Source organism: Sphingobium sp. SYK-6, from assembly GCF_000283515.1.
GTDB lineage: Bacteria > Pseudomonadota > Alphaproteobacteria > Sphingomonadales > Sphingomonadaceae > Sphingobium > Sphingobium lignivorans.
Window position 1 is genome coordinate 2,735,253 of record NC_015976.1, and the last position, 21,565, is coordinate 2,756,817.

The window sequence follows — 21,565 nt, forward strand, 5'->3', positions numbered from 1 at the left end:
GCGCGCTCAGCCGGCCGTCACATTGTAGCCGCTGTCCACATAGATGGTCTGCCCGGTGATCGTGCGCGCCTTGTCCGAGAGGAGGAAGGCCGCCATCTCCCCTACCTGCTCGATGGTGACGAGCTGGTGCAGCGGCGCATTCTCCGCCGCCCGGCACATGAGCGCATCGAAATGGCCGAGGCCGGATGCCGCCCGGGTCTTCACCGGCCCCGTCGACAGGGCATTCACTCTTATGCCGCCGGGTCCCAGTTCCGCCGCGAGATAGCGCACCATCGCTTCCAGCGCGGCCTTGACCGGTCCCATGATGCCATAGCCCGGCACGACCTTCTCCGATCCGTAGAAGCTCATCGTGAGGATGGAGCCGCCGTCGGTCATCAGCGGTTCGGCGAGATGCGCCAGCCGCGCCAGCGAATGGCAGGAAATGTCCATCGCGGTGGCGAACCCGGCCGCGGAGCTGTCGACCACCCGCCCCGCGAGGTCCTCCTTCGGGGCGAAAGCGATGGAATGGAGCAGGAAATCCAGCTTCCCCCAGCGCCGGCCGATCTCGGCGAACACGGCTTCCGCCTGATCCTGCCGCGTGACGTCGAGCGGCATCAGCAGCGGCGCGTCCAGCACCTCGGCGAGCGGCGCGGTGAAATCGCGGGTCCGCTCGTTGAGATAGGTCAGCGCGATTTCCGCCCCCGCCGCGCGCAACGCCCGCGCGCATCCCCATGCCAGCGACTGGTCGTTGGCCAAACCGATGATGAGTCCGCGCAAAGCCGTCTCCTTCCTGCTGCTGCGTGGTTTCCCCCGGGCAGCAGTTTTCAATTTTTCCAATCATCCGGCGCCCCTTCCCGGGCGCGCGCTCAGTCGATCGGGCGGCGGGCGCGCAGGGCCTGCGCGAGCGTGCCTTCGTCCAGATAATCGAGCTCGCCGCCGATCGGCACGCCATGGGCAAGCTGGGTCAGCCGCACCGGATAGGCTTCCAGCCGCTCCGCGATGTAGTGCGCCGTCGTCTGCCCCTCGAGCGTCGCGTTCATCGCGAGCACGACTTCATCGATGCCGCCCTGCGCGACCCGCTGCACCAGCGGCGCGATCGCCAGATCCTCGGGGCGCACCCCTTCGAGCGCGGAAAGCCGCCCGCCCAGCACATGGAAGCGGCCGGGGAACAGGCGCGACTTCTCCAGTGCCCAGAGATCGGCCACATCCTCGACCACGCACAGCGCGCGTCCGTCGCGGCGCGGGTCCGCGCAGATGCCGCAGGGATCGATCGTGTCGATATTGCCGCAGATGGCGCACTGGACCATACGCTCGTTCACGGATTCGAGCGCACGCAGCAGCGGCGCCAGTGCGGTCTCCCGCTTCTGCAGGAGATGCAGCACCGCGCGCCGGGCGGATCGGGGCCCCAGACCGGGGAGCCGGGCAAGCGCCTGCGTGAGCGCGTCGATCTCGGGTGAAGACATAAGCGCCAAATAAGGGCTTGCACTCGCGCCGCACAAGCGTTTCAGAGCAAGCCATGCGGATCACCTTCATGGGCACGCCCGATTTCGCCGTGCCGACGCTCGACGCGCTGGTCGATGCCGGCCATGCCGTCGCGGCTGTCTACACCCAGCCCCCGCGCCCGGCCGGCCGGGGCAAGGCGCCGCGCCCCAGCCCCGTGCAGATGCGGGCGGAAGCGCTTGGCCTTCCCGTCCGCACGCCGCTCAGCCTGCGCGAGGAAGCCGAGCAGCTCGCCTTCGACGATCTTGAGCCGGATGTCGCGGTCGTCGCCGCTTATGGGCTCATCCTGCCGCCGCCGGTCCTGCATGCGCCGCGCCTGGGTTGCCTCAACGTCCATGCCTCGCTGCTTCCCCGCTGGCGCGGCGCTGCGCCCATCCAGCGCGCCATTCTCGCGGGCGATGCGGAGACCGGCGTCACCATCATGGCCATGGGCAAGGGGCTCGATACCGGGCCGATGCTGGCCGCCCTGCGCACGCCCGTCGACGGCAAGACCGCGGGCGACCTCACGGGCGAGCTGGCCGTGAAGGGCGCGGCCCTGATGATCGAGGTTCTCGCCAATCTCGGCGCTTATCCGCCCGTGGTGCAGCCCGAGGACGGCGTCACTTATGCCGAGAAGATCGGCAAGGCGGAGGCGCGGCTCGATTTCACGCGCCCGGCCGATCTGGTGCAGCGGCAGGTCCAGGCCTTCAATCCCCCCGGCGCCTGGTTCGAGCTGGGCGGCGAGAGGATCCGGATCCTCGATGCCGTGCCGGCGCCGGATAGCGGTCCGCCGGGCACCGTCCTGGCGAGCGAGGGCGAGATGCTGATCGCGTGCGGCACCGGCGCGCTCGCGCCGCGCCTTGTCCAGCGCGCCGGCCGCAATCCGATGCCGACGGCCGAGCTGCTGCGCGGCTTTCCCATTCCCGCCGGCACGATGCTCGGATGACCCGCTTCGCGCTCACCGTGGAATTTGACGGCCGTCCCTATATGGGCTGGCAGCGTCAGGCCCATGGGCCGAGCGTGCAGCAGCATATCGAGGAAGCGCTGGGCCGGATCGTCGGCGCGCCGCCGGTCGTCCATTGCGCGGGCCGCACCGATGCCGGCGTTCACGCCCTCGCCATGCGGGCCCATGTCGATCTGGACAGCGCGATCACCCCGTTCCGCCTGATGGAGGCCCTGAACGCGCATCTGCGCCCGGAGCCGATCGCCATCATCGGCTGCGAAACGGTCGCCGATGACTGGCATGCCCGCTTTTCCTGCCTCGCCCGGTCCTATGATTATCGCATCCTCAATCGCCGCGCGCCGCTCACTTTCGAGCAGGGACTGGTCTGGCGCGTGCCGCAACCGCTGGACAGCGGACGCATGCACGAGGCCGCGCAGCAGCTGGTGGGCCGGCATGACTTCACCACCTTTCGCTCCGCCCAGTGCCAGGCCGACAGCCCGGTGCGGACGCTGGACCGGCTCGACGTGATCCGCACCGGCGAGCGCATCAGCGTCCTCGCCCGGGCTCGCAGCTTCCTGCATCATCAGGTCCGGTCCATGGTTGGCTGCCTCGTCATGGTCGGCGCCGGAAGCTGGTCCGTTTCCGATCTCAAGGCCGCGCTCGATGCCCGCGACCGCGCCGCGCTCGGGCATAACGCGCCGCCGGACGGCCTCTATTTCGTCGCCGCTTTCTATCCCGGGGAGCCGTCCCGCTAAGGAATTGTCAATCTTGTGAGAATAGGCCGGCACGCTGGGCGCTCGACGACGGCCGCCTTTCCTGCACTGGCTCAATGGATGGAACTCGATTTCTTCAAGGCGGAACACGCCGTGCTGCTCGATCTCCGGCAGCGACTGCTGGACGGCATGGACGATGGACGGAGCGATCTCGCCCGGCTCCGCGCCCGCTTGAGCGGCCTCCTCCTCAAGCATCTCGCCAAGGAGGATCGTCACCTTTACCCGTCCCTCAAGCGGCTGGACGAGAGCGTCGCAGCCCTGCTTGCCGCGAAATATGAACGCGAGATGGGCGATCTGGCGGCGCGCTGGTGCGCCGCGTTGTCGGACTGGCCGGAAGACCGGATCGCGCAGGACCGGAACGGCTTCTGCACGCGCATGCGTCCGTTGCTCGATGCGCTGGCCAGTCGCATCCACCGCGAGGAGCATGATCTCTATCCCGCTTATGCCGCGGCGCTCGCGGACGCGGCCGCCGCCACGCACTGAGGCGGTCAGCCGAGCCCGAAGAGCCGGCCCAGCGCCTTGTCGAGCATGACCAGCTGCCAGAGCAGGCGTCCATGATCGCTCAGGCCGCTGCGATGCGTCTCGGCGAGGCGACCGATCCGGCGCATGTCGAACCATTCTGTCCGCGCAAGGGCGGATCCGCCCGCGATCGCCCGCGCCTCGCCCGCGAGCGCACCCCGGAACCATTCGCTGACCGGCGTCGAAAAGCCCATTTTGGGCCGGTAGAGCAGGTCCAGCGGCAGCCGGTCCTCCATGCTCTTCTTGAGCAGATATTTGCCCGAGCGCCCGCGAATGCGCTGGCGGACCGGCAGGCGCGCCGCGAACTCGACCAGCCGATGGTCGAGCATCGGCTCGCGCGCTTCCAGGCTCACGGCCATGCTCATGCGGTCGGTCTTGGTGAGGATGTCGCCCGGCAGCCAGATCTTGATGTCCGCATATTGCGCCCGGTCGATGGCGTCGCGTGCCGGCGCATTCCGCATGGCGGCCACATAGCGGTCCTCGGCGCGATGGCCCTGCAGGCCTGACCGGGCGAGATCGGTGAAAAGCGCGGCGCGCAGCGGCGCGGGCGTCACACCCACCGATGCGGCATAGGCCTCCGCCCCGTCGGCCGCGAGCGCCTGCAGCGTGGTGCGGGCGCGCAGGAAGCGCGGCGCCCAGTCCGCCTTGGGATAGATCGCGCCCAGCGATCCGAACACCGCGCGGCGGACGCCCGCAGGCAGGACGCGCCGCGCCATTTCCTCGCGATGCTGGAACAGGTGGCGCCGATAGCCGGCGAAGGCCTCGTCCGCCCCGTCGCCGGACAGCGCGACGGTGACGGTCTCGCGCGCCAGCTCGCAGACCCGGAAGGTCGGCAGGGCCGAGGCATCCGCGAACGGCTCGTCGAAATGGTCGGCGATCCGGTCGATCAGCGAAAAATCGTCGGGCGAGACGATCCGGCTGCGATGATCGGTGCCGAAGCGCCGGGCAACGCGCTCGGCATGCGCGGTCTCGTCCAGCGCGGCGACGTCGAAGCCAATGGTGCAGGTCCGGACCGGCTGCCGGCTGTTTTCCGCCATCAGCGCGACCACCGCGCTGCTGTCCACGCCGCCGGAAAGGAAAGCGCCGAGCGGCACGTCGGCCACCATCCGCGAGCGGACGGCGTCACGCAGCTTCTCCCGCAATGTCTCTTCCAGCACCTCAGGCCGCGCGGTCTCGCGATCGGCGAAGCTGATGTCCCAGTAGCGGCGCGGCGCGGGCAGCGGGCGCCCCCGCACCGCCAGCAGATGCTCGCCCGCCGCGAGCTTCTTGACGCCTTTCACGATGCAACTGTCGTCCGGCACATAGCCATAGGCCAGATAGTCCTCGACGGCGGTCAGCTCCGGCTCGCGCCGCAGGCCGGGATGCGCGAGCAGGCCCTTGAGTTCCGAGGCGAAGATCAGGCTGCCATCGGCCAGCGAGGCATAATGGAGCGGCTTCACGCCGAACCGGTCGCGCACCAGCCACAGCGATTGCGTGCGCAGGTCGTACAGCGCGAAGGCGAACATGCCGTTGAGGCGATCGACGCATTGCTCGCCCCATTGCCGCCAGCCATGCAGGATGACTTCGGTGTCGCTCTGCGTACGGAACACATGGCCGCGTTCTTCCAGCTCGCGGCGCAGTTCCGCGAAATTGTAGATCTCGCCATTGAAGGTGACGACGATGTCGCCCTCGCTCGTCGCCATGGGCTGCGCGCCGCCGCCCAGATCGATGATGGAGAGGCGCAGATGCCCCAGCCCGATGCCGGGCCCCATCCACAGGCCCGATCCGTCCGGCCCGCGATGCTCCATCGGCGCGAGCATGGCGCGCACGCGCGCTTCCTCGACCGGCTTGGCCGTCCCGACGTGAAAGATGCCTGCGATGCCGCACATGAGCTGCGCGCCTAGCGGATCGCGAGGCTGCGGTCAGCCAAATCTTCGATCGGCCCGAGCGCCTTCGTGAAATCGGCCAGCGCCCGCTGCGCCTGAGCCTCTCCCTGCGGGCCGGGCGGGACCGGCGTGCTGAGCAGGATCGCCATCGCGCGCTGGTCGCGCCCGAGCAGCCTTGCCTTGAGCGTCTCCAGCTTGACGCGCCCGGCCTGTCCGGTGAGCTGGCCGCCGACGCGATAATATGTGTGGACGAGGCGCCGTTGCGGCTTGGGTCCGGCAAGCATGTCGCCCCGTGCCCGGTCCGGCGCGCGGGCGGGCGATTCCCAGGCCCAGTCCCCGCCTTCGTCTTCCGGCGCGACGGCCCCCTGGCCGAAGCCGACCAGTTCCTTCCCGTCCTCCTGCCAGGCGAAGAACACCAGCGCGAGGTCGACGACGCGGTCCGCCCCGTCGCGATAATGAGTCATCACGATGCGGTCGGCGCCCCGGTAATGCGGGTCCCAGCGCGGCAGCAGCGGCAGGCGCTCCTGCGTCCAGCCCGCGACTTGCGGCGGCGTGGTGACGGGCGGCAGCGCGGTCGAGAGCGCGCTGCTGGCGCTCGCCCAGCCCACTGGCGCGAGCATCGCCAGCGCAGCCGCCGGCAGAATGGCGGCGCTGGCCCTTGGCGCGCCCGCCGCACCCTGCAGCCGGGCCGGATCGAACCACGGATCTGACGGCGCCCGGTCGAAGAACGGCCGACCCGCCACCAGCACCAGCACCAGCACCAGCGCGAAGAAGAGCCAGCCATAGAACACATGGTCCACCACTACGGCGGCATCCACGCTGCTGTGATAGGCGACCAGCATGATGCCGAAGGCGCGCACGCCATTCGCCAGCAGGCAGATCGCCAGCGCCCCCGCCACGAAAAGCAGCCGGCGCAATGTGCTGCGAAAGCAGAGATGCGCCACCAGCGTGGAGAAGGCGGCCATGGCGATGAGGAATCCGGTGCCGCTGCACGCTTCGGCCACGCGGAAATAGGCATTGGGCGTGGTGATGAAGATGCCCGATATCTCCGCCGGCACGCCCGCCAGCCAGAGCAGGCCGATCGCCATGCGGGCGGTGAGAATCTGCAGCACCGGCTCGGCCTCGGTGCCGAACGGGATCATGAACAGCGCATAGAACAGCGGGAAGGCCAGCGCGCGGCCGACCGCGGGCCCAAGCACCGTCAGCACGATGCCCTGCGCCATCACCACCAAAGCGGCATGGCGGAACAGCGCCACGCCGCCCGCCCAGCCGAGCAGCCAGGCGAACGCGCCCAGCCCCAGCCACGCCAGCGCGGGCCACCAGCCGACCGCCTCGAGCTGCCGGAGCGCCGGGACGCGCTGCCGCACCAGCCAGCCGATGATGAAGGGAAGGAACACGCAATGCCCGTAGGAACTGCTGCGCAGCCACACCTGCACCATGTCGATGATGTCGGCATGGAAGAGCAGCGCGAACAGCACGCCGAGCACCGCCAGCCGCACCAGAGCGGCGCGCCATTCGCCGCTCTGCCGGATGACCTGCGGCGCCCGCATGTGCTGGAAGGCCGGTCTCATGTTCATGCCGCCGCGCCGGTCTGCCGGTCGCCGAAGAGCATGTCTTCCAGCGGCGCCATCGCGGCCGCCCAGCCATAGCGCGCCTGCACGCGGGCGCGGGCAGCAGCGCCCAGCGCTGCCCGGCGCGCGGGGTCGGCCAGCAGGCCCAGCACGAGCGCGGCCAGCGCATCCGGTCCCGACGCAACCAGCAGGTCGCGCCCGTCGATCGCGTCGATGCCTTCCGCCGCCGGGGCCGAGGCCACGACCGCGCGGCCCATCGCCATCGCTTCCAGCACCTTGTTCTGGATCCCGCGCGCCAGCTGCAGCGGCACGACGACGACTTGCGCGGCGGCGAGCCATGGCCGCACGTCCGGCACGGCGCCGGTCACGATCAGCCCCGGCAGGTCCGCCAGCGCCCGTATCTCGGCGGTGGGATCGCGCCCCACCACCGCGAACTGCGCCGTCTCGTCAGCCTGCCGGATGGCGGGAAAGCCGTGGCGCGCGAAGTCGATCACGGCCTCGATATTGGGCCGGTAATCCATCTGGCCGGTGAAGACGATCAGCGGCCCGGTCACCGGCAGCGCGTTGAGAGCGATCGGCGAGACCTTCGCCGGATCGAAATAGGCCGTGTCGACGCCGTTCTCCAGCGCGCGCACCCGCTCCGGCGGCAGCGCCGCGCCCTCGCGGAACAGGCGCGCCTCGGCATCGGAGACGAATAGCGAGACGTCCGCCCGCGCGGCGACTTCCCGCTCATAAGCGGCAAGCAGGCGCCCCTCACGCCGGTGGATCCACGCCATCGCCCCCCGCTCCGCCGCGCCATAAGCCGCGAACTTGGCCGAATCGACATCCACGAAATCCATCACGAAGCGGCAACCGGGCGGCAGGTCGCGCGCATATTGGGCCACTTGTCCGGAGAAGGCGAACACCGCGCGGATCGGCCGCTCCGCCAGCACCTGCCGCACCCAGTCGCGCATCTGTGCGCTTTCGAACAGCGAGACGGACAGGGGCGCGCGCCGCGCCAGTCCGCGCAGGGCCGCCTTCGCCCGGCCACCCGGCCGCCGCACCACGCACTGGCTGGCGGTGAGATTGGCCATTTCCGGCGCGAAGCTCTCGTCCCGCGCATCGTCCGCGAAGCAGCCGACATGCACCGGCGCCAGCGCCGCCAGCGCGCGCAGCTCATGATGCGAGCGGATCTTGTCGCCCCGGTCCGGCGGCCAGGGAATGCGATGGCTGAGGAACAGGATCTCGCCGCGCCCGCTGTCGTCCATCAGCCGAGCCCCCGCGCGATCAGTGGCCCGAGCCGGTCCGCGATGGCAGGCGGCAGCGCTTTCCACAGCGCCACCTTGCGCCGATATTGCGGCGAGAGCGGATTGATGTCGCGCGCCTCATGCCCCGGCGCGGCATGGATATGATAAGCCAGCGGCACGCCCTCGAAGCCCCAGTTCTTCTTGTAGGCCGCCGTCCCGGTGCCGACCTTGGACCGGCCGAAATCGAACTGCGCGCAGCCGCGCTCGCGTCCCCGGCGCATCAGCGCGAAATAGGCGACTTCATTGGCGCGGGCGAGGCGCGCATCCCGGTCCGCGCCTTGCCAATAGGGCATGATCCGGTCGCCATGATATAGCGCCAGCACCGCCGAGAGCGGTTGCCCCTGCCCGGAGACGAGCACGATCTCGGCATCCTCGCCAAAGGCGTCCAGCACTTCGTCGAACATCGCGCGGGGGAAGACAGGCGTGCCCAGATTGTGGACGCTGCGGCAATAGAGCGCATAGAAGGGATCACGGAACGCCGCATCCCGGCCGAAGCGGATATCGAGGTCATTCGCCAGCCCCTTGCGCACTTCCGCGCGATGCTTGCGGGGAATGGCGTCGAGCTCCGCCTGATCGTCCGTCGCGAGCGGGCGCACGAAGCCGAGATAGGCATTCGCGCTGGTGTGCCAGCCCGGGCCCGGCGAAGGACCGCCGCGCAGTTCCACCGTGGGGCAGACCCGGCGCGCGGCAAGGCGCACCGCTGCATCGGCCAGCGCGGCGGCAACCGCCGGATCGTCCGCCAGGATGCCGCCATCGACTGCGAAGCCGGAAGAGACCAGCGCGCGGCCGAACAGCGGGCTGTGGATGAGATTGAGCGGCAGGATGCCCGCCGGCGTGCCCGATATGTCCCCGGCGACCAGCATGATCGCCTGCTGTCCCGTGCCCCGCGCCACCGCGCTGATCCAGGCGGGCCGGTGAAAGGGCGTCGCATCGGCGCGCCCGGCGATCCAGCGCTCCAGCGCCGCCCGGGCGCGCGGATCGTCGGGATCGATCTCATATATGGGGACGCTGCCCGCCATGGATAGGCCAGCCCTCAAGACGCGGGCGGGAACGGCACGGCCCGCGCCCGCTCCGCCGCCACCAGCCCGTCGATCCGCGCCCACTGGAAATCGTTCAGCAGGCGGCGCAGCTTGCCGGCCATCGCGCCGAGATTGGTGTAGTGCCGCAGGCGCGAGCGCAAGGGCGCCGAGGCGACGCGCGGCTGGCCGGGATCGATTTCCCAGGGGTGGAAATAGAGGATCGCCGGGCGCCCGTCCCGCTGCGTCACCTGCCGGAGCGCCCAGCGGGAAAAGCCGTAGGGCAGCAGGCGGAAGAAGCCCCCGCCCCCGGCCGGCACGATGCGCCCGCCAAGGCGCGCCGTCGTCACCGGCAGCTCGACCAGATAGCTACCCGGCACCGGCAGGAAGGAGAAGCGCGGCGCCTGCGGCCAGCCATAATGATCATGCACGATCGGCGCGACGCTGCTCGAATAGGCATAGCCGGCCTCGGCGAGGATGGGGTGCGCCCAGGGCGTGCGGGCATCGATGGAGAAGCTCGGCGCGCGATAGCCGGTGACCGCCACGCCGCCGGCCTGCTCCAGCAGGTCGCGCGCTCTGGCGAGGTCCGCGCGGAATTCGTCCGGGCTCATCAGGAACACGCGCTTGTGGTCATAGCCATGGCTGGCCAGTTCATGGCCAGCATCGACCACGCGCCGGATCAGCCGCGGGAAGCGCTCCGCGACCCAGCCGAGCGTGAAGAAGGTGCCGACCACACCCGCCTGCGCGAACATCTCCAGCACGGCCTCGCTGTTGCGCTCGATCCGGCTTTCGCATCCGTCCCAGGCGGCGCGATCGATGCACCGCTCGAATGCCCCGACCTGAAACCAGTCCTCAATGTCGACCGACAACCCATTGAGCACCGGCTCTTTCCCCCATGCGAGATCGGTTGATGACTGCCTCTCAGGCGACTCGGCTCGTGAACGGCCCGTTGCGCGCGTCCCGCTCCACCCATTCGATGAGTTTGGAGAGGATGCGGCGCAGCACTTCGTCCTGTTCGTCCAGCCGCTGCTCGGCGCTGGCGAGCCGGGCCTCGAGCTCGGCGATCCGCTCTTCCGCCGCCTCGGGGAGGCGCGTTTCCTGCGGCGACATGGCAGGATCGCGATGTCGCTCGCCCCGGGCAATCGCCGCGTTCAGCGTCTCGACCTCGCTTTGCAGTTCGCGCAGATGATCGACATCGGCCGCTTCGTTGCCCTCTTCCGCCTCGGCCATCAGCGCCGCGCGCGCGGCTTGCGTGGCGGGCGGCGTCTCGCTGTCCGGCGCCGCGAAATCATTGCCGAGATCAGCGACGACGGCCTCCACCACCCGCTCGTCGATGATGTCGAGCTGGTCGATCGCGCCGAGCAGCAGCACGCGGCTCACCAGCGCGTTGAGGCGCCGGGGCACGCAGCCGCTGGCCTGCGCCAGCAGGGAATGCGCATCGCTCGTGAAGCGCGGATTGCCCGTCCAGCCCACCACCTTGAGGCGATGCTCGATATAGGGGCCGACTTCCTCGGGCTGCATGGGGTCGAGATGATGGGTGGCGATGATCCGCTGGCGCAGCTGCTCGAGCCCTTCCGAGCCCGAGATGCGCTCGCGGAACTCGGGCTGGCCGAGCAGGAAGATCTGCAGCAGCGACTGGCCGCCGAGCTGGAAATTGCTGAGCATGCGCAGCTCTTCCAGCGCCGTGGGGGAGAGATTCTGCGCCTCGTCCACCACCAGCAGCGTCCGCCGGCCGGCACGGGCCTGATGATGGAGGAACGCCTCGATGCGGCTCAGGACATGCGCCTTTTCGACATGATCGGTGGCGATGCCGAAGGCCTGGGCAGCCAGACGCAGCATGTCGTCGCCCTCGACCTGCGTCGAGACGATCTTGACCGCGGTGAGCCGCTGCGGATCGATGGTGGCCATGAGATGGCCGACCAGCGTGGTCTTGCCCGCGCCGATGTCGCCGGTGATGACGATGAAGCCCTCGCCCTGCGCGAGGCCATAGCCGAGATAGGACATCGCCTTGCGATGCGTGGCGCTCTCGAAATAGAAAGCCGGGTCCGGCGTGAGCTGGAAGGGCCGTCCGGTGAAGCGATAATATTTTTCGTACATGATCGAAGTCTCCGGAAGGACGCTCAGAACTGATACCGCAGCCCGATCTGGGCAAGCAACGAGATGAAGGATTGCTGCGCCTGGGTATCGATCGAATCGATGCCGATCGCGGCCGAGGCGCTGAGACGCCGCCAGATCATGCGCCGATAGCCGACATTGGCGCCGATATTGGTGACATCGCCGATCCCCGGCGTGCCGGAGTCGAAATAATTGACATAGCCCATGACGTCGAAGGCCGCATCCGAGCCATAAGCCCGCGAGGCGCCCAGCATGGCGAAATAATTCTGGTCGGCAAGCCCGTTGGCCGGCGCCAGCACCGATTGGCCGTCGCTGATGAACTTGCGGTGCGCATAGCCCGCCGCCGCGCTGACCGTCCAGGCATCGGCGCGCCGGGCGATCTGCGCCACCACCCCGCGATTGCGGAAGTTCGCGCTGGTGATGCCGGTGAGCGTATCCGTGAAGCAGGCGCCGCCCGCCTGCGCATCGCCGAAGGCGCAGCCGGTCAGGTCACCCGAGAAAGGATTGCGCACCACGTAGAAGTCCGTGCCGATATTGGCGAGCGCGCCGTTGAGCGCGCGGCCGAAACTATCCACGCTGTCGAACAGCACGACATTCACCGCCGTGTTGCGCCCGCGCCAGGCAAGGCTGCCGGTATAGCTCATCGAGCCGTAGCGATGGCCCACGCGCAGTTCCGCTTCCAGGCGCGGATTGGGGCGCCAGAGCACGCCGGCATCCCAGATGATCCCGTCCTGATCGTAGGAGAGGCGCCGTGGCGACGCGGAATCGGTCACGAAACGGCCATTCTCGTCACGAACCGGCACGCCATTGGCATCGCGCAGGGCATCGCGATTGCTGATCTCGATCTTCTCGTAGCCGACGCCGCCGACCAGCGCGACCGTGGGCGAAATCGGCACCGTGATGTCGGCCCGCGCATATTTGTCGTCGAAGCGCTGGTCGAGCTGCGAGGCATCCTCGCGGATCCAGCCAACGCCGAGCGACCAGCCCACGGGCAGCACGCCGGGCTGCATCCCCACCGCGGCATTGGCGACATGCAGCCAGCTCTCGTCGAAATAGCCCGCGACGGGCGCGCCGACGGCCGCTGCGGCGCCGAAATCCGTGTCCACCCGGTTATAGCCGAGGCGATAGGCGCCGGTCACCGTGAGGTCGCCCACCGGCACCGAGAGATTGGGGCCGATATAGGCGGAATAGGTATGCGCCGTGTTCGTCACGTCCGCCAGCGTCGTGTTGGCGCCGATATAGCCATCCGCCCGCACCCGGGTCGCCAGCGCGCCCGCCTCGATGCTGAGCACATTGCGCACCGCGTCGATGCGGCCATTCACGATGCCGCTCAGGATATCCTGGTCGGTCCGCCCGCCGCCCCATGCGAACTGATGCTCGTAGCGCACGTCCGCACCCAGCGCGGCATTGGCCGTCTCGATCGAGGCCGTGACGCCGGCCGCCACGCTCGTATAAGTGACTGTGTCGCCGTCGCCGCCCTTGAGGTTCCAGATCGCCGTCTGGTCCACTTCCAGATAAGGCGAGATGGCGATATCGCGGCGGGACTTGCGGGACTTGCGGTCGCCGCGCCCCTCGCGAGCGGCCGAGGGCGTTGCCGAGCCCCCCTGCCCCGCCGTCACGTCGCTGTCTCCGAGCAGGCCGCCCATCTGCGCCTGCAGCGGCGTTGCGGACATCGCGCAGGCAAGCGCGGCCGCGAGGCCGGCGAGGTTCCCCCGGCACGCAAGCGTCATGACGCGGCCTTTCCGTAATAAGTGCCGAACTGGCGGCCACTGGACGAGAATTTGACGCCATTGAGCAGCAGCCGGATGAGGGGGCACTGGCCGATGAGGTTCACCGCATCGCGCAGCGCCGCCTCGCTCGTGCGATCGGCGCGCACGACCATCACGGTCTGGCCGACATGGCGTGCCAGCTCGGAGGCGAGCGAGGCCGCCAGCGCAGGCGGCGAATCGAAGATCACGATGCGGCGGGCATTGTCCGCCACCAGCCGGTCCATCACCTGCCGCGTCCGGCCCGAGGCGAGGAATTCCGTATCGTTGCGGACATGGCGCCCGGCCGGCAGCACGCTCAGCGAGGGGACGTCCGTGCGCAAGATCGACTGGCCGATCGGCATCTGCGGATCGACCAGCGCATCCATGAAGCCGGGGCCTTCCGGGAGACCCAGCAATTCGCACAGCTCCGGCTTGCCGAAATCGGCATCGACCAGAAGCACGTCCATGTCCTGTTCGGCGGCCAGCGACATCGCCAGATTGATGGCGCACCAGGTCTTGCCTTCGCCCGGATGCGCGGAATTGACGAGCACGAAGTTTCCGCGTCCCTTGGTGGCGCCGGTCTCGCTGTCGAAGGCGGCGGCGAGGACCCGGCGCTTGACGATGCGGAATTCCTCGCCCGTGCCGGTGATTTCGCCATCCGGCAGGATGATGCCCAGCGCTTCGAGCCGGTCCCGATCGATCGCATGGCGCATGCCGGACCAGACGGGCACCGGCGGCGTCAGCGCCTCGGCCGACTGAAGCGGCGCCGGACCGTCGATGTGCGGCGCGGCTGCCGTGGCATTGGCGACCGCCGGCTCGGGCAACGGATCAGCTGCGGCATCGCTCTCGGCGGGCGCCGGTGCCGCCCCGGCACCGGGCACGACGGCATGGGGCGTGACGCTCTGCAAGGCCGCCGCGAGATCGAAATGATCGGCGGCGCGCTCAAGGAGCGAGGGCGGCTTCCGTTCGGCGGATGGGCCAGTCATGTCCTTCTCGCTCCCGCTCACGCGCTCATGCCGCGCTGGATGAACTCGACGGCGAGCAGGACGAAGCACATCGCCCCCAGCCCGCCGCACCCCGCATAGAACCAGCGGGCATGCTGCCGGATGCGCTGCGCCCGCGCCGGCGTCTCGACTTCCGAGATGCCGCCGATCACCGGCAGGCCCGTCGCTTTCTCCAGCCGCCCCGTGGTGGGGTAGGTCGTGCGGATCTGGCTGAGCGCGAACGCCGCGGCAATGCCGGCGCCGATGCCCGTGACCAGCACGGCGAACAGCAGCAGCGGCCGGTTCGGCGAGGCCGGGATCGGCGAAAGCGACGGCGGATCGATGACGCGGAACTTGAAGGCGCCGCCTTCGCTCTGCACATCCCCGCGCAGCCGGACCGCTTCCCGGTCCGCCAGCAGCTTGTCATATTGCTGCTTCACCGCATCATAGTCGCGATTGAGCCGGTCCTGCTCGGCGGCAAGGCCGGGCTCGTCGATCTGCTTGCGCGTGAGCGCGTTGAGATCGCCCTCCAGCTGCGCCTTGCGCGCCTGCAGCGCGGAGACGGTCGAGCCGCGTTCGGCCTGCATCGCCCTCAGCGAAAGATAGGCCGGGTTGGGCGTCCGCGTGCCGCCGGCAGCGCCGCTGCCCAGCTTGCGCAGGGTCTCGATCTGCCGCTTGAGCGCCACGACGTCGGGGTGATTGTCCGTCCAGCCCTGCGCACGCGCGGAGGCGAGCTGTCCCTCGGCCTGCGCCAGCGCCGAAAGGCCGCCGGTCGGCCCGACCGCCGAGACGATGTCGGCCGGCGTGCCCGCAAGCTGTCCATTGATGCCCGCCAGCGCACTGCGCGCGGACACCAGTTGCGAGTCGATCTGCGAGACTTCCGCGCGCATCGCCTCGGCCCGGGCACTGATCGATCCGCCGCCGGGCACCGAGCCCAGATGCTGCTGCTCGAAGGCGACGCGCTTCTGCTCGGTGCTCTCCAACTCCTTCGCGCGCGCCGCGATCTGCGCATCGAGGAACTTGAGCGAATGGCTGGCATCGGCAATGCCGCCCGCTGCGTTGGTTTCCTGGAAGGCCTGGATGAGCCCCGCCACGACCTGCGCCGCCATACGCGCATTCTCGCCGGCGCCGAGCGCCCGGTCCGACCAGTTGGCGGTGATCTCGAAGAGATTGTCCTGCTGGGAAAGGACCTGCACATTCTGCCGCAGCAGGCCGACTTTCGCGCCGATGTCGCGATCGCTGACCGCACCGGCACCCAGATCGGTGTTGCGCACCACACGGTCCAGCACCTCGGCGCTGGTCATCGTCTGGCGCACCTGATCCAGTGCCTTCTGCTGGTCGAGCGGCGAGTCGTTGAGGCTGCCGGGTAGCACCGAGTCCATCTGGACGAACACCCGCGCGCGCGACTGATAGACATTGGGCACGAGCGCGACGGCAAGCCAGCCCAGCAGGCATACGCCCCACGCAACCGACAGCGCGACCCAGCGCCGCTGCCAGATGCCGTGGAGGATGATCTGCAGTTCTTCGTAAAGATTGTTCATGCCGGTTCGATACCCCCGCGCCGCGCCATGGCGCCGCTCCTAGAACATGCTCTCGGGAATGATGATGACGTCGCCCGGCGCCAGCCGCACATTGGCGCGGGAATCGCCGCGCTTGAGCAGGTCGCCGAGGCGCACCTTATATTCCTTCTGCCGGCCGCTCTCGCGATCATAGCGGATGAGGCGCGCCCTGTTGCCCGCCGCATATTCGGACAGGCCACCGACCGCGATCATGGCATCGAGCAATGTCATGTTGGCCCGGTAAGGCAGCGAGGCCGGCTTTTCCGTGGCGCCGACGATGCGGATCTGCTGCGAATAGGTGCCGGCGAAATTGTTGACGATCACCGAGACGATCGGATTCTCGATATATTGCGAGAGCTGGATCTTGATGTCGTCCGCAAGCATGGCGGGCGTCTTGCCCACGGCGGGCATGTCCGAGATGAGCGGCGTGGTGATGCGTCCGTCCGGGCGCACCTGCACTTTCGCGCCCAGTTCCGCATTGCGCCAGACGAAGATCGTCAGCTCGTCGAGCGGCCCGATCACATATTCCTCGCCCGGCCCCTCGCTTGTCGAGACGAAGGCGGCCGGCGGCAGCTCGGCGCCCGACGATGCGCCGCCCGCAGCGCATCCGGTCAGGAGCGCAGGCAGGGCGAGGCCCAGCAGCGAAGCCGCGATGAAAGTTCGCTTGAAGCGCATGCAGATCACTTTCTCTTCAACACCGCAAGGAAGCGGAACGGCGCGCGCAAGGCCCCGAGGCGCCGCTGCCCGCAGGCTCCGGCTATGTCGAAAAACCGTGAAGATAGCGTTAGGAATGCCCCCACCCGCCCGGGCCCGGACGCGCCTCAGTCCTCCACCAGCAATTCCATGGCCGGCGCATGCCCCAGAAAAGCGGAAGGACTGGCGCTGGCGCCATAGGCCCCCGCGAGGAAAACCGCCACCAGATCGCCCGGCTCCACCGGCGGCAGGGCAAGGGAATCGCCCAGTCGGTCGAGCGGCGTGCAGAGGCAGCCGATGACCGTGAGAGGCTCGGCGCAGATCGGCCCATCGAAGCGATTGGCGATCGCGAGCGGATAATTGCGCCGCACCACCGTGCCGAAATTGCCGCTCGCCGCAAGCTGATGATGCAGGCCCCCGTCAACGACCGCGAACCGCTCGCCATGGCTGGTTTTCACGTCCACCACGCGCGTCAGATACACGCCCGCCTCCGCGACCAGATAGCGGCCCAGTTCCAGCGCGAAGCGGCTCTCGGCAAGAATGGCGGGCCGGCTTTCCAGCGTCTCGCCCAGCGCCGTGCCGATCAGGCCGATGTCGAGGGGCATGTCGCCGGGGAAGTAGGGGACGCCGAAGCCGCCCCCCAGATTCACCAGCGGCGGGGCCGCGCCGACCTCTTCGGAGAGGCGCGCGGCAAGCGCGACAGTCTGGGACTGGGCTGCGATGATCGCCTCTGCATCGAGCGACTGGGAGCCCGCGAAGATGTGCCAGCCCCGCCAGAGCGCGCCTTGCGCGATCACATGACGGGCCAGCGCCGCTGCCCTGTCGGCATCCACGCCGAAGGGCCGGGCGCCGCCCCCCATGCGCATGCCCGATCCCTTGAGTTCGAAATCCGGGTTGACCCGCACCGCGAGGCGCGGCCGCACGCCAAGCCGCTGGCCGATGGCAAGGGCGCGCGCCGCTTCCCCTTCCGATTCCAGATTGATGGCGACGCCCGCCGCAATGGCGGCTTCCAGTTCCCGGTCCTGCTTGCCGGGCCCGGCAAAGCTGATCCGCTCGCCTGCGACATGGGCGCCCAGCGCCAGCGACAGCTCGCCAGAGGACGCGATGTCGAAGCCATCCACCAGTCCCGCCATCAATGCGAGCAGCGGCGGGAAGGGATTTGCCTTCATGGCATAATGGAGATCGACACCGTGCGGCATCACCTCGCGCAGCGCCGCGATGCGCGCGCGGATCATCCCGGCATCATAAGCGAACAGGGGCGTGTCGCCCGCCTCGTCGACCAGCGCCGCCGCGCCACGCCCGCCAATCAGCAGCATGCCCTGCTCGCTCTGGAAGCCGGGCGGGATCGGGCCCATCGGCTTCACTTTCATGGTCATGCCCCTTCCCCTCCCTGCGCCAGGGCGGCCAGCGCCACACGGTCAATCTTGCCGTTCGGATTACGCGGCATCGCTTCGAGACGAAGGATGTCCGCCGGTTGCATGAATGTCGGCAGGAGCTGCCGCAAGGCGCCCCGCACCCGGTCCACGAGCGCCGCCTGATCCTCCGCGCAAAGCGAAGCCTCGCCGCGCAGGAACAGCACGATCGCCTGCCCCAGCCGCTCATCCGGTCGCCCGAGCGCGCAGGCTTCCGCCACGCCCGAGACGGCGAGCGCCGCTTCCTCGATCTCGCTGGGGCTGATGCGATTGCCCGCGCTCTTGATCATGGCATCGTCCCGCCCGACGAAGCGCAGCAGCCCGTCCCGATCCCGCACCACCGTGTCGCCGGACCACACCGCCATGCCGCCATAGCGCGAAGTCGCCGGTGCGGGACGGAAGCGCTCCGCCGTACGTGCCGCGTCGCGCCAGTAGCCCTGCGCCACCAGCGGACCGCAATGGACCAGCTCGCCCGGCTCCTCGTCCGCCGCGAGCGTGCCATCCGGCCGCACCACCAGCACTTCCGCGTCCGGGATCGCGCGGCCGATGCTGTCGGGATGGTCCGCCAGCATGGCAGGGGGCAGGAATGTGGAGCGGAAAGCCTCGGTCAGCCCATACATCGCGAAAATGTCCACCTCGGGGAACGTCTCGCGCAGCCGGGCGATGAGCGGCCGGGTCAGCGCGCCGCCGCTGTTGGTGATCCTGCGCAGGGATTGCACCGCTTCGGTCGGCCATGCCGTCTCGACAAGCTGCGTCCAGAGCGGCGGCACGCCCGCGAGCGTCGTGATCCGATGAGTCCCGATGGCCTTCACCACCTCGCGCGGCAGCAGATAATCCAGCGGCACGACGCACCCGCCCGCCCACCATGTGGAGAAGAGCTGGTTCTGGCCGTAATCGAAACTGAGCGGCAGCACGGCGAGCGTGCGATCCTGCGCCGCAAGGCCGAGATACGTGGCCACGGCCCGCGCGCCGATCATGAGATTGGCGTGGCTCAGCATCACGCCCTTGGGGCGCCCCGTCGAACCGGACGTGTAGAGGATCTCGACAAGCCGGTCCGGTGGCGCATCGCCGGGCGGCAAGGCAGGCGCGCCGTCCCGGCCCATGACAGCTTCCAGAGCGCCTTCCTCGACCACAAGAAGGCCCGGCGGCGTATCGCCCGGCTCCAGCGTCGCGAGGCGGGCCGGCGCCGAGACAAGCATCGCGGCCTCGCTGTCGGCCAGGATATGCGCCACCTGCGCGCGCCTGAGCAGCGGATTGACCGGCACATAGACGAAGCCCGCGCGCGCCGCCGCGAGCGGCAGGACCACCGTCGCCACGCCTTTCGGCAGCCAGGCGGCGATCCGGCTCCCGCCGGGGAAGCCATGCCCCGCCAGCCAATGGGCGAGCCGGCCGGTCATGGCGTCCAGCCCGGCATAGTCGATCACGCCGAATTTCCCGGCCAGCGCGGGTGCATCGGGCCGTCCGCAACGGGGAAGATGGTCGAGAGGTGGGATCATCGCTGGCCCATTAACATGATCGATGGACTTTTGGGGATAGGTGTCGCGCGGAACCGCGCCATGACGAACGACACCATCCATGTGAGCCTCTTCAGCAGCTTCGCGCACGCGCGGGCGGCGGCGGGCGGCGCATTGGACGGAGCGGCCCAGCCCGGCCCGTTCGATCGGCTCGGCTGGTTCGAGGCGCTCCACGCCAGCGCCTTTCCCGAGGCCACGCCCCTTATCCTGTGCGCGAAGGCCGGATCCGCGATGGCATGGCTCTTCCTGACCGGCGGACAGGACGGCCCGGTCGACGGCATCACCAACTGGTACAGCTTCCTGTTCCGCCCGCAGTTCGTGAGCGCACCTTTGCGGGAGACCCGGCTGCGCCTGCTGAGCGCGCTTGCCGCCCGGCTGCGCGGCGTCACCCCGCATCTGCGCTTCCATCCGATCACGGACGAGGGAGGGAGTGACCGTGCCTTGCTGAGCGATGCTCTCCGGACCGCAGGCTGGCGCGTGATCCCCCGCGTCATGGCCCATAAGCGGATGCTCCATCTCGCCCCCGGCATGCGGTTCGATGCCTATTGGGCTGCCCGTCCGGGCTCGCTCCGGTCCACCTTCCGGCGCAAGGCGAGGCAGCGGCCGGTCGTGGTGGACATCCACCACAGGCTGGATGAGGGCCTCTGGTCCATCTTCGAGTCCGTATTCGCCGCCAGCTGGAAGCCCGAGGGCGACGACTTCGCTTTCCTTCGCGCCTTCGCGCAGGCGGAAGCCGAGGGCGGCCGGCTGCGGCTCGGCGTGGCATGGCTGGATGGCGCACCCGCCGCCGTGGAATTATGGACTGTCGAGCAGGGCTGCGCCTACATTCACAAGCTCGCCTTCGATGAACGCTTCGCCGATGCCTCGCCCGGCACCCAGCTCAGCCACGCCATGTTCCGGCAGGCCATCGATCTCGATCATGCCACCCGCATCGATTTCGGCACGGGCGACAATGGCTACAAGGCCGCCTGGATGCCGGAGACCGTGCCCATGTGGCAGATCGACGCCTTCGACCTTCGTCATGCCGCGAGCTGGCGGCCGGCCTTCGCGACATGGCTCTCGGCCCTGTCCCAGCCCACCGGCAGCCATGCACGTCAGAGCGGCCCGCCCAGCGGCCGGCGTGCGGCACTGGACGCGGCCTGGCCTCCCTGAGCGCGAGCGGTTCGGCGCTTTTCAAAGCGGCTGGAAGCCGCTAGGGGCGCCGCCATGCGCATGAACGAGACCAGCGGCACGACGCACGCCCGGGATTCCATGGCCGATACCGCATTGCGCCGCTCGCTTGCCGAGGCACTGGGGCTGGACGAGGCGCGCGTGGCCGCCTTCGATGCGCAGACCCCCCTGTTCGGCGCGCTGCCGGAGCTCGACTCCATGGCGGTGGCCACCTTGCTCACGGACCTCGAGGACCGGCTTTCCATCATCATCGACGACGATGATATCGATATGGAAAGCTTCGAGACCTTCGGCGGCCTGCACACCCTTCTGGCGCGCAAACTCGACGCAAAACTGGGCTGAATATAGGCCACCGCTAGCCAATACCCCGGGACCGGCAACGCGCCCTACCCCCTTCGCGCCTGTGCGAATGCAAAAAGTGCAATCGCGATTCCGGCTTTTGCGGTTGCTGATTCATTCGCAATGCAACAATTTCACACTGCAAAACAAAACAGGATGCTGGACGGCTCTTTTGTCAACCTCACAAAGGAGTTTGTTCGTGAAAACTCTCTCTATCGCCGCAACGGCACTCTCTCTTTCGCTCGTTTCTCCCGCACTTGCGAACGACGAACCCGTCAAGTTCGTCCATGACGGCGTCAGCTACGTCTACAGCGTCAAGGCAATCGGCGAGACCAAGCGCGTCATCACCGGCCGTGCCACCCCCGGCTCGTCGTTCCGTCTGGTCGTCTCGGGCGATCAGGTGACCGGCACCGCCAATGGCATTCCGGTCGCCTTCAGTGTTGCGGAAGCCAAGGGCCAGGCCACGCCGAGCGTCACCGTCGCATCGCGCGCCGACTGATCGGACCGAGCCAGAATTCAAAAGGGCTGATCTGTCCTGGAATGTCCGGACAGATCAGCCCTTTTTTCATGTCCGCAGTTTTTCGCATAAGCCCGAGCGGCA

General features: G+C 68.8%; 20 protein-coding genes. 6 read left to right on the forward strand and 14 right to left on the reverse strand.

Translation table 11 applies throughout. The annotated features are described in order from the left end of the window. Positions 1-6: 6 nt before the first annotated feature. Together fabI and recR are read right to left on the reverse strand one after the other, a co-directional pair. Positions 7-756 (reverse strand): enoyl-ACP reductase FabI, encoded by a 750-nt coding sequence (gene fabI / locus SLG_RS12545; RefSeq protein ID WP_014076851.1) that lies wholly within the window; start codon positions 754-756, stop codon positions 7-9. An 89-nt stretch (positions 757-845) separates the two neighbouring features. Beyond that, on the reverse strand, positions 846-1,442 hold the full coding sequence (gene recR, locus SLG_RS12550) for a recombination mediator RecR (protein ID WP_014076852.1): 597 nt from the start codon (positions 1,440-1,442) through the stop codon (positions 846-848). Positions 1,443-1,495: 53 nt separating this feature from the next. Between recR and fmt the strand changes: the two genes are divergently transcribed. From fmt to SLG_RS12565, 3 genes are all read left to right on the forward strand, one after another. Continuing rightward, positions 1,496-2,404, forward strand: a complete 909-nt coding sequence (gene fmt, locus SLG_RS12555) for a methionyl-tRNA formyltransferase (RefSeq protein ID WP_014076853.1) — start codon at positions 1,496-1,498, stop codon at positions 2,402-2,404. Then, on the forward strand, positions 2,401-3,156 hold the full coding sequence (gene truA / locus SLG_RS12560) for a tRNA pseudouridine(38-40) synthase TruA (protein WP_014076854.1): 756 nt from the start codon (positions 2,401-2,403) through the stop codon (positions 3,154-3,156). The genes fmt and truA overlap by 4 nt, the downstream gene beginning before the upstream one ends. A gap of 78 nt (positions 3,157-3,234) precedes the next feature. Continuing rightward, on the forward strand, positions 3,235-3,657 hold the full coding sequence (locus SLG_RS12565; protein ID WP_014076855.1) for a hemerythrin domain-containing protein: 423 nt from the start codon (positions 3,235-3,237) through the stop codon (positions 3,655-3,657). A 5-nt stretch (positions 3,658-3,662) separates the two neighbouring features. Here SLG_RS12565 and SLG_RS12570 read toward each other — a convergent pair whose 3' ends face one another. The 12 genes from SLG_RS12570 to SLG_RS12625 all read right to left on the reverse strand — a co-directional run bounded on the left by SLG_RS12570 (position 3,663) and on the right by SLG_RS12625 (position 19,437). Then, the gene (locus SLG_RS12570) at positions 3,663-5,561 is read right to left on the reverse strand and encodes an XrtA/PEP-CTERM system amidotransferase (RefSeq protein ID WP_014076856.1); all 1,899 of its coding nucleotides are present in this window, start codon (positions 5,559-5,561) and stop codon (positions 3,663-3,665) included. Positions 5,562-5,572: 11 nt separating this feature from the next. Then, on the reverse strand, positions 5,573-7,135 hold the full coding sequence (xrtA, locus tag SLG_RS12575; RefSeq protein ID WP_014076857.1) for an exosortase A: 1,563 nt from the start codon (positions 7,133-7,135) through the stop codon (positions 5,573-5,575). Next, the gene (locus tag SLG_RS12580; protein ID WP_014076858.1) at positions 7,132-8,376 is read right to left on the reverse strand and encodes a TIGR03087 family PEP-CTERM/XrtA system glycosyltransferase; all 1,245 of its coding nucleotides are present in this window, start codon (positions 8,374-8,376) and stop codon (positions 7,132-7,134) included. Before SLG_RS12580 ends, xrtA begins: the two co-directional genes overlap by 4 nt. Further along, positions 8,376-9,434: a FemAB family XrtA/PEP-CTERM system-associated protein gene (locus SLG_RS12585; protein ID WP_014076859.1), complete on the reverse strand. Its 1,059-nt coding sequence runs from the start codon at positions 9,432-9,434 to the stop codon at positions 8,376-8,378. The genes SLG_RS12580 and SLG_RS12585 overlap by 1 nt, the downstream gene beginning before the upstream one ends. Positions 9,435-9,448: 14 nt before the next feature. After that, positions 9,449-10,312: an XrtA system polysaccharide deacetylase gene (locus SLG_RS12590; RefSeq protein WP_014076860.1), complete on the reverse strand. Its 864-nt coding sequence runs from the start codon at positions 10,310-10,312 to the stop codon at positions 9,449-9,451. 40 nt (positions 10,313-10,352) lie between these two features. Continuing rightward, a complete protein-coding gene (locus tag SLG_RS12595; protein ID WP_014076861.1) occupies positions 10,353-11,528 on the reverse strand; it encodes an XrtA/PEP-CTERM system-associated ATPase in 1,176 nt (391 codons plus the stop codon). A gap of 23 nt (positions 11,529-11,551) precedes the next feature. After that, on the reverse strand, positions 11,552-13,276 hold the full coding sequence (locus SLG_RS12600) for a hypothetical protein (protein ID WP_014076862.1): 1,725 nt from the start codon (positions 13,274-13,276) through the stop codon (positions 11,552-11,554). Beyond that, the gene (locus SLG_RS12605; RefSeq protein WP_070098789.1) at positions 13,273-14,280 is read right to left on the reverse strand and encodes an AAA family ATPase; all 1,008 of its coding nucleotides are present in this window, start codon (positions 14,278-14,280) and stop codon (positions 13,273-13,275) included. Before SLG_RS12605 ends, SLG_RS12600 begins: the two co-directional genes overlap by 4 nt. A gap of 17 nt (positions 14,281-14,297) precedes the next feature. Further along, positions 14,298-15,818: an XrtA system polysaccharide chain length determinant gene (locus SLG_RS12610; protein WP_014076864.1), complete on the reverse strand. Its 1,521-nt coding sequence runs from the start codon at positions 15,816-15,818 to the stop codon at positions 14,298-14,300. A gap of 39 nt (positions 15,819-15,857) precedes the next feature. Beyond that, positions 15,858-16,511, reverse strand: coding sequence for an XrtA/PEP-CTERM system exopolysaccharide export protein (locus SLG_RS12615; protein ID WP_014076865.1), 654 nt, complete (start codon positions 16,509-16,511; stop codon positions 15,858-15,860). 146 nt (positions 16,512-16,657) lie between these two features. Then, complete coding sequence (locus SLG_RS12620; protein ID WP_041393272.1) at positions 16,658-17,893, reverse strand: pyridoxal-dependent decarboxylase, exosortase A system-associated; 1,236 nt, start codon at positions 17,891-17,893, stop codon at positions 16,658-16,660. Between the two features lie 8 nt (positions 17,894-17,901). After that, positions 17,902-19,437: an acyl-CoA ligase (AMP-forming), exosortase A system-associated gene (locus SLG_RS12625; RefSeq protein ID WP_014076867.1), complete on the reverse strand. Its 1,536-nt coding sequence runs from the start codon at positions 19,435-19,437 to the stop codon at positions 17,902-17,904. 60 nt (positions 19,438-19,497) lie between these two features. On the opposite strand from SLG_RS12625, the gene SLG_RS12630 reads away from it, so the two are divergent. The 3 genes from SLG_RS12630 to SLG_RS12640 all read left to right on the forward strand — a co-directional run bounded on the left by SLG_RS12630 (position 19,498) and on the right by SLG_RS12640 (position 21,463). Beyond that, positions 19,498-20,607 (forward strand): GNAT family N-acetyltransferase, encoded by a 1,110-nt coding sequence (locus SLG_RS12630; protein WP_014076868.1) that lies wholly within the window; start codon positions 19,498-19,500, stop codon positions 20,605-20,607. Between the two features lie 99 nt (positions 20,608-20,706). Continuing rightward, complete coding sequence (locus SLG_RS12635; protein WP_041393275.1) at positions 20,707-20,967, forward strand: phosphopantetheine-binding protein; 261 nt, start codon at positions 20,707-20,709, stop codon at positions 20,965-20,967. A gap of 196 nt (positions 20,968-21,163) precedes the next feature. Then, a complete protein-coding gene (locus SLG_RS12640) occupies positions 21,164-21,463 on the forward strand; it encodes a hypothetical protein (RefSeq protein WP_070098790.1) in 300 nt (99 codons plus the stop codon). Positions 21,464-21,565: the final 102 nt, after the last annotated feature.